Source organism: Sphaerospermopsis sp. FACHB-1094, from assembly GCF_014696195.1.
Taxonomy (GTDB): domain Bacteria; phylum Cyanobacteriota; class Cyanobacteriia; order Cyanobacteriales; family Nostocaceae; genus Sphaerospermopsis; species Sphaerospermopsis kisseleviana.
This window is the reverse complement of the sequence record NZ_JACJPT010000199.1, coordinates 1-4,809: the sequence shown is the minus strand read 5'-3', so window position 1 is coordinate 4,809 and position 4,809 is coordinate 1. Positions and strand designations below refer to the sequence as shown.

Below are 4,809 nucleotides of genomic sequence, written 5' to 3'. Positions count from 1 at the left end.
ACACTTTTTCCGGTATACCCTTCAAAACCCTTGCACTAATTTCTGTGTTTATCAGCCTCTAACCTTTGATATATCAAGGTTTTAGGTTTATTCAGCAAACCCTAGCTATACCTAATTTGATTAGTCTGAGCAACATAATCAGCAGTCAAAATTAGTTTTTTATCAGGACTATATACCAAAACCTTCACATCCTGATTAGGAAAATTCTTTCTAAAACCTTGTACCAAAGAACTCGCTAAAGGACGCACTTCATTAGGACTAACTTGAGGAGAAATAACCACACCTAGCTTATTATTATCTCGCACATAAGCATCAGTAATTAACCCCTTAGAAGTTTGTACAACCCAATTACCAAAATTTTGCCCTGCGGGAGTATTACCACGTTCTAATTCAGCATAAGTCACATCTCTTCCCACCGCTGGAGTCGTTGAGCGATCAACTTCTGCAACTCTTCCCCCACCACAAGCAGAGGTTAAAGTTAATATTAAAATCAACACAAAAGCAGTCAAAATTTTACGACTCTCCTGAATTAGATTCATAATTTTTCTCCTCAGACAAATAAAAATTTAAGTCCTATTTTTAAGTCCTATTTTCAGGAAGGTTCGTAGTTAGGGCTTTAGCCCTAAAAAATATGGGAATTTAGCGATAAATCGCTAACTACGAACCTATAGGGATAAATCGCAACTACGAACTATTAATCAAGCTTTTTCTTGACGTTATCTTTGACATCTTCTACAGCGTGACGTACTTCGCTTTCTGCTTGTTTAGCTTTACCTTCTGTTTTATCTTCTGGATCTCCAGTAACGTTTCCTAATGCTTCTTGTGCTTTACCTTCAATATTTTTTGCTGTAGCTTTTGCTCTTTCTTCTAAAGTCATTTGTTGTCCTATTTGTTTGCAATTACTATTCCACACTAGCGGTAATATAGGCTGATTACTTCCACCATCAGGTATACAGTTGATGTTAAATATCTATACAAAAAGGAATAAATAGGGGTTGCTGAGAAAGTCTTTCCGTGAGGGCATAGGAGTCAGGAGTCAGGAGTCAGGAGTCAGGAGGAGATTTGAAAATTTCTTTGCCATCTCTTGAAATCCCCAAAAATGCACACTTTTTCCGGTATACCCTTCAAAACCCTTGCACTAATTTCTGTGTTTATCAGCCTCTAACCTTTGATATATCAAGGTTTTAGGTTTATTCAGCAAACCCTAATTAAGCAAATATTCTGATTCTTGATTTTGGCATTTTTCCCATAAAAAATCCCAGTTTATGAATAAGACTGGGAAAAATTGAAAATGACCTCTCTCTTCAAGGAAGAGGATTGAAAAAGCGGATTTTTTTTGGTTTTTTCCCCTGGAAAGGGGAGCTTTTAAACCGTATGGCTGACGCTCACGGCGGAAGTCTTGAATGAAACAATTATCAATTGTCAATTGTCAATTATCAATTGATAAAAGTATGAGGATAATTTTGGTAAATTAGTCTAGAAAACCCATCAAAATATCAGAGTCATCAATTGTATTTGATGCTACTGGACGATTACCAAAAATTGAATAGTTTTCGGAAACTACCAACGCACTAGAACCGATGGGACGATTTCCGGATAAGTTGATACTGTTTACAACGCTGAAGGTATTGGCACCAATGGGACGAATACCCATTGCATTATATGTTTCAACTACTTGTAAGCTACTTGTACTGATAGGACGTAAACCAGCAATTGATACTGTTCCTGCAACTTGTAACCCACTGCTACCAATAGGACGCTCCCCAGCGACTACAATTGTTCCTTGAGAAGCTTGTTCTGTATTACCTTGGTTATTTTCTTCCACTTTTTTATCTCCTTTGCTGCTAAGATGCTTTGTAAACTAACGCATCTAGCTGGTTACGTGAATTTTACAATAATTAAGGAAAGGTATTTTTTCCTAATATATGTAGAGTTTAACTCTAAAAAACAACCCATATATATAAGTTTCTTCAAAAGTGATACATAAGTAAACTTAAACTATTAATTTATGTAAACAAGTATTGCTAAATCTTGATTGCTTTCAGATCCCCGACCTCTTGAGGACTGACGCAGCGTAGAACAGAAGTAGGGGTAATTCATGAATTACCCCTACGCAAGAAATGGTAGACCATATAGGATGTCGCTACTATAGGAAAGGGTAGATTTAACGAAACAGTGATCATGGAATTTAATCTGCAAGCTCCTTTTACTCCTACAGGTGATCAACCACAGGCGATCGCTCAACTTTTGAAAACCATCCAAGCGAGTAATCGTTATCAAACTTTACTCGGTGCTACGGGAACGGGTAAGACGTTTTCTATCGCCGCAGTTATTGAAAAAGTTGGTAAACCTACCCTAGTTCTGGCACATAATAAAACCCTAGCAGCCCAGTTATGTAACGAGTTACGGGAATTTTTCCCCCATAACGCAGTCGAGTATTTTGTTAGCTATTACGACTATTACCAACCAGAAGCTTATATTCCCGTCACTGATACCTACATCGAAAAAACCGCAGCGATCAATGATGAAATAGATATGCTGCGACATTCTGCAACTCGTTCTCTGTTTGAAAGGCGTGATGTAATTGTTGTTGCTTCCATTAGTTGTATTTACGGTTTAGGGATGCCCGCAGAATACCTCAAAGCCGCAATTAAACTAGAAATAGGTATGGAAGTTGACCAAAGGCAAGTTTTAAGAGATTTAACATCTGTGCAATATAGCCGCAATGATGTAGAAATGGGAAGAGGTAAATTTCGCGTTCGTGGTGATGTTTTAGAAATTGGGCCAGCTTACGAAGATAGAATAATTAGAATTGAATTTTTCGGCGATGAAATTGACGCAATACGTTATATTGATCCTATCACTGGAGAAATTCTCAGCAGTTTAGAAAAAGTCAATATTTATCCTGCGCGTCACTTTGTCACCCCAGAAGAACGTTTAGAAATTGCTTGTGCTGATATCGCTGCGGAATTAAAATCACAGAAATTAAAATTAGAAGAATTAGGAAAATTAGTAGAAGCACAAAGAATAGATCAACGGACTCGTTATGATCTTGAAATGTTAAGAGAAGTGGGATATTGTAACGGTGTAGAAAATTATTCTCGTCATTTAGCAGGGAGACAAGCGGGAGAACCACCAGAATGTTTAATTGATTATTTTCCCAAAGATTGGTTATTAGTAATTGATGAATCTCACGTTACAGTACCACAAATTCGCGGAATGTACAACGGTGATCAAGCACGGAAAAAAGTTTTAATTGATCATGGTTTTCGTCTTCCTAGTGCTGCTGATAACCGTCCTTTAAAAGCTGAGGAGTTTTGGCAAAAGGTTAATCAATGTATTTTCGTTTCTGCAACTCCTGGAAGTTGGGAAATTGAAGTTTCTGAAGATAAGATTGTAGAACAAGTAATTAGACCTACTGGAGTAGTTGATCCACAAATATTTGTTCGTCCCACGGAAGGTCAAGTTGATGATTTATTAGGAGAAATTAAGGATAGAGTTGATAAAAAAGAACGGGTTTTAATTACTACGTTAACTAAAAGAATGGCGGAAGATTTAACAGAATATTTGGAAGAGAGAGGAATAAAAGTTAGATATTTACATTCTGAGATTAATTCTATTCAAAGAATTGAAATTTTACAAGATTTAAGAAATGGGAAGTTTGATGTTTTGGTAGGGGTGAATTTATTGCGGGAAGGTTTGGACTTACCAGAGGTTTCTTTGGTGGCTATTATGGATGCAGATAAAGAAGGTTTCTTGCGTGCAGAACGTTCGTTAATTCAAACTATTGGCCGTGCAGCGCGTCATATCAACGGAAAAGCAATTATGTATGCTGATAATTTAACGGATAGTATGATTAAAGCTATTGAGGAAACTGATAGAAGACGGGGTATTCAAATGGCTTATAATAAACTGCACGGAATTACTCCGCAACCGATTGTTAAGAAATCAAGTAATGCAATTTTATCATTTTTAGATGTTTCACGGCGGTTGAATGCTAGTGATTTAAAAGTGGTTGATGAACATATTGATGAATTTGCTTTGGAGGATATTCCAGAGTTAATTACTGTGTTGGAAAAACAGATGAAGGATGCTGCGAAAAAGATGGAGTTTGAAGAAGCTGCAAAATTGCGCGATCGCATCAAGCATTTAAGGGATAAAATGTTGGGTAGGTAAACCTAATTTATAATTAGCGCACTACTAACTTCTTCTGAATAGCAGCATCTTGAATGACATATTTGTTGCTAGTAAACACCTGAATACCTGGAACAACACTATAATCCATATCATCAGTAATAATCTTAACTGTTCCTGCTCCTGCTTTGCTAATAGCTTCAAGCATCAGCAAATCATAACCATCAACTGCTTGAGTGGTAAATCTGTTAATAGCGGCATCAGTTGTTGCGTCATCTACTGTTAGATTAATAGGAATTGCGATTTTTTTTACTTGTCGCCAAGTAAACTGGACTTCAGCTACAACATTTGCTCTTTCGGTTGGATAATTATGACGATATTCTTTAATTGGTAAATATCCATTAGATTGAACATAAATATCATATTCTGTTTTCTCGATAATATGTGCAAGTTCAGCTAAAGTTAGTCCTGAATAAGTAGGGTTTGCTGAGAAAGTCTTTCCGTGAGGGCATAGGAGTCAGGAGTCAGTAGGGGCAAACCCCCCGTGGTTGCCCCAGGAGTCAGGAGGAGATTTGAAAATTTCTTTGCCATCTCTTGAAATCCCAAAAAATGCACACTTTTTCCGGTATACCCTTCAAAACCCTTGCACTAATTTCTGTGTTTATCAGCCTCTAA

At 37.1% G+C, this 4,809-nt stretch carries 6 protein-coding genes; 1 reads left to right on the top strand and 5 read right to left on the bottom strand.

Annotated elements, in window-relative coordinates:
- Positions 1-101: 101 nt before the first annotated feature.
- From H6F47_RS26840 to H6F47_RS26825, 4 genes are all read right to left on the bottom strand, one after another.
- The gene (locus H6F47_RS26840) at positions 102-539 is read right to left on the bottom strand and encodes a hypothetical protein (RefSeq protein WP_137669267.1); all 438 of its coding nucleotides are present in this window, start codon (positions 537-539) and stop codon (positions 102-104) included.
- A gap of 155 nt (positions 540-694) precedes the next feature.
- Positions 695-877 carry a CsbD family protein gene (locus H6F47_RS26835; protein ID WP_096572553.1) on the bottom strand — a complete coding sequence of 61 codons (183 nt, stop codon included), beginning with the start codon at positions 875-877 and terminating at the stop codon, positions 695-697.
- A gap of 327 nt (positions 878-1,204) precedes the next feature.
- Positions 1,205-1,426 (bottom strand): hypothetical protein, encoded by a 222-nt coding sequence (locus H6F47_RS26830; protein ID WP_190651791.1) that lies wholly within the window; start codon positions 1,424-1,426, stop codon positions 1,205-1,207.
- Positions 1,427-1,471: 45 nt separating this feature from the next.
- Positions 1,472-1,825, bottom strand: a complete 354-nt coding sequence (locus H6F47_RS26825) for a hypothetical protein (protein WP_096565459.1) — start codon at positions 1,823-1,825, stop codon at positions 1,472-1,474.
- Between the two features lie 353 nt (positions 1,826-2,178).
- On the opposite strand from H6F47_RS26825, the gene uvrB reads away from it, so the two are divergent.
- A complete protein-coding gene (uvrB, locus tag H6F47_RS26820; RefSeq protein ID WP_347239116.1) occupies positions 2,179-4,176 on the top strand; it encodes an excinuclease ABC subunit UvrB in 1,998 nt (665 codons plus the stop codon).
- Between the two features lie 13 nt (positions 4,177-4,189).
- Here uvrB and H6F47_RS28305 read toward each other — a convergent pair whose 3' ends face one another.
- Positions 4,190-4,342: a hypothetical protein gene (locus H6F47_RS28305; protein WP_190347181.1), complete on the bottom strand. Its 153-nt coding sequence runs from the start codon at positions 4,340-4,342 to the stop codon at positions 4,190-4,192.
- Between the last annotated feature and the right edge of the window lie 467 nt (positions 4,343-4,809).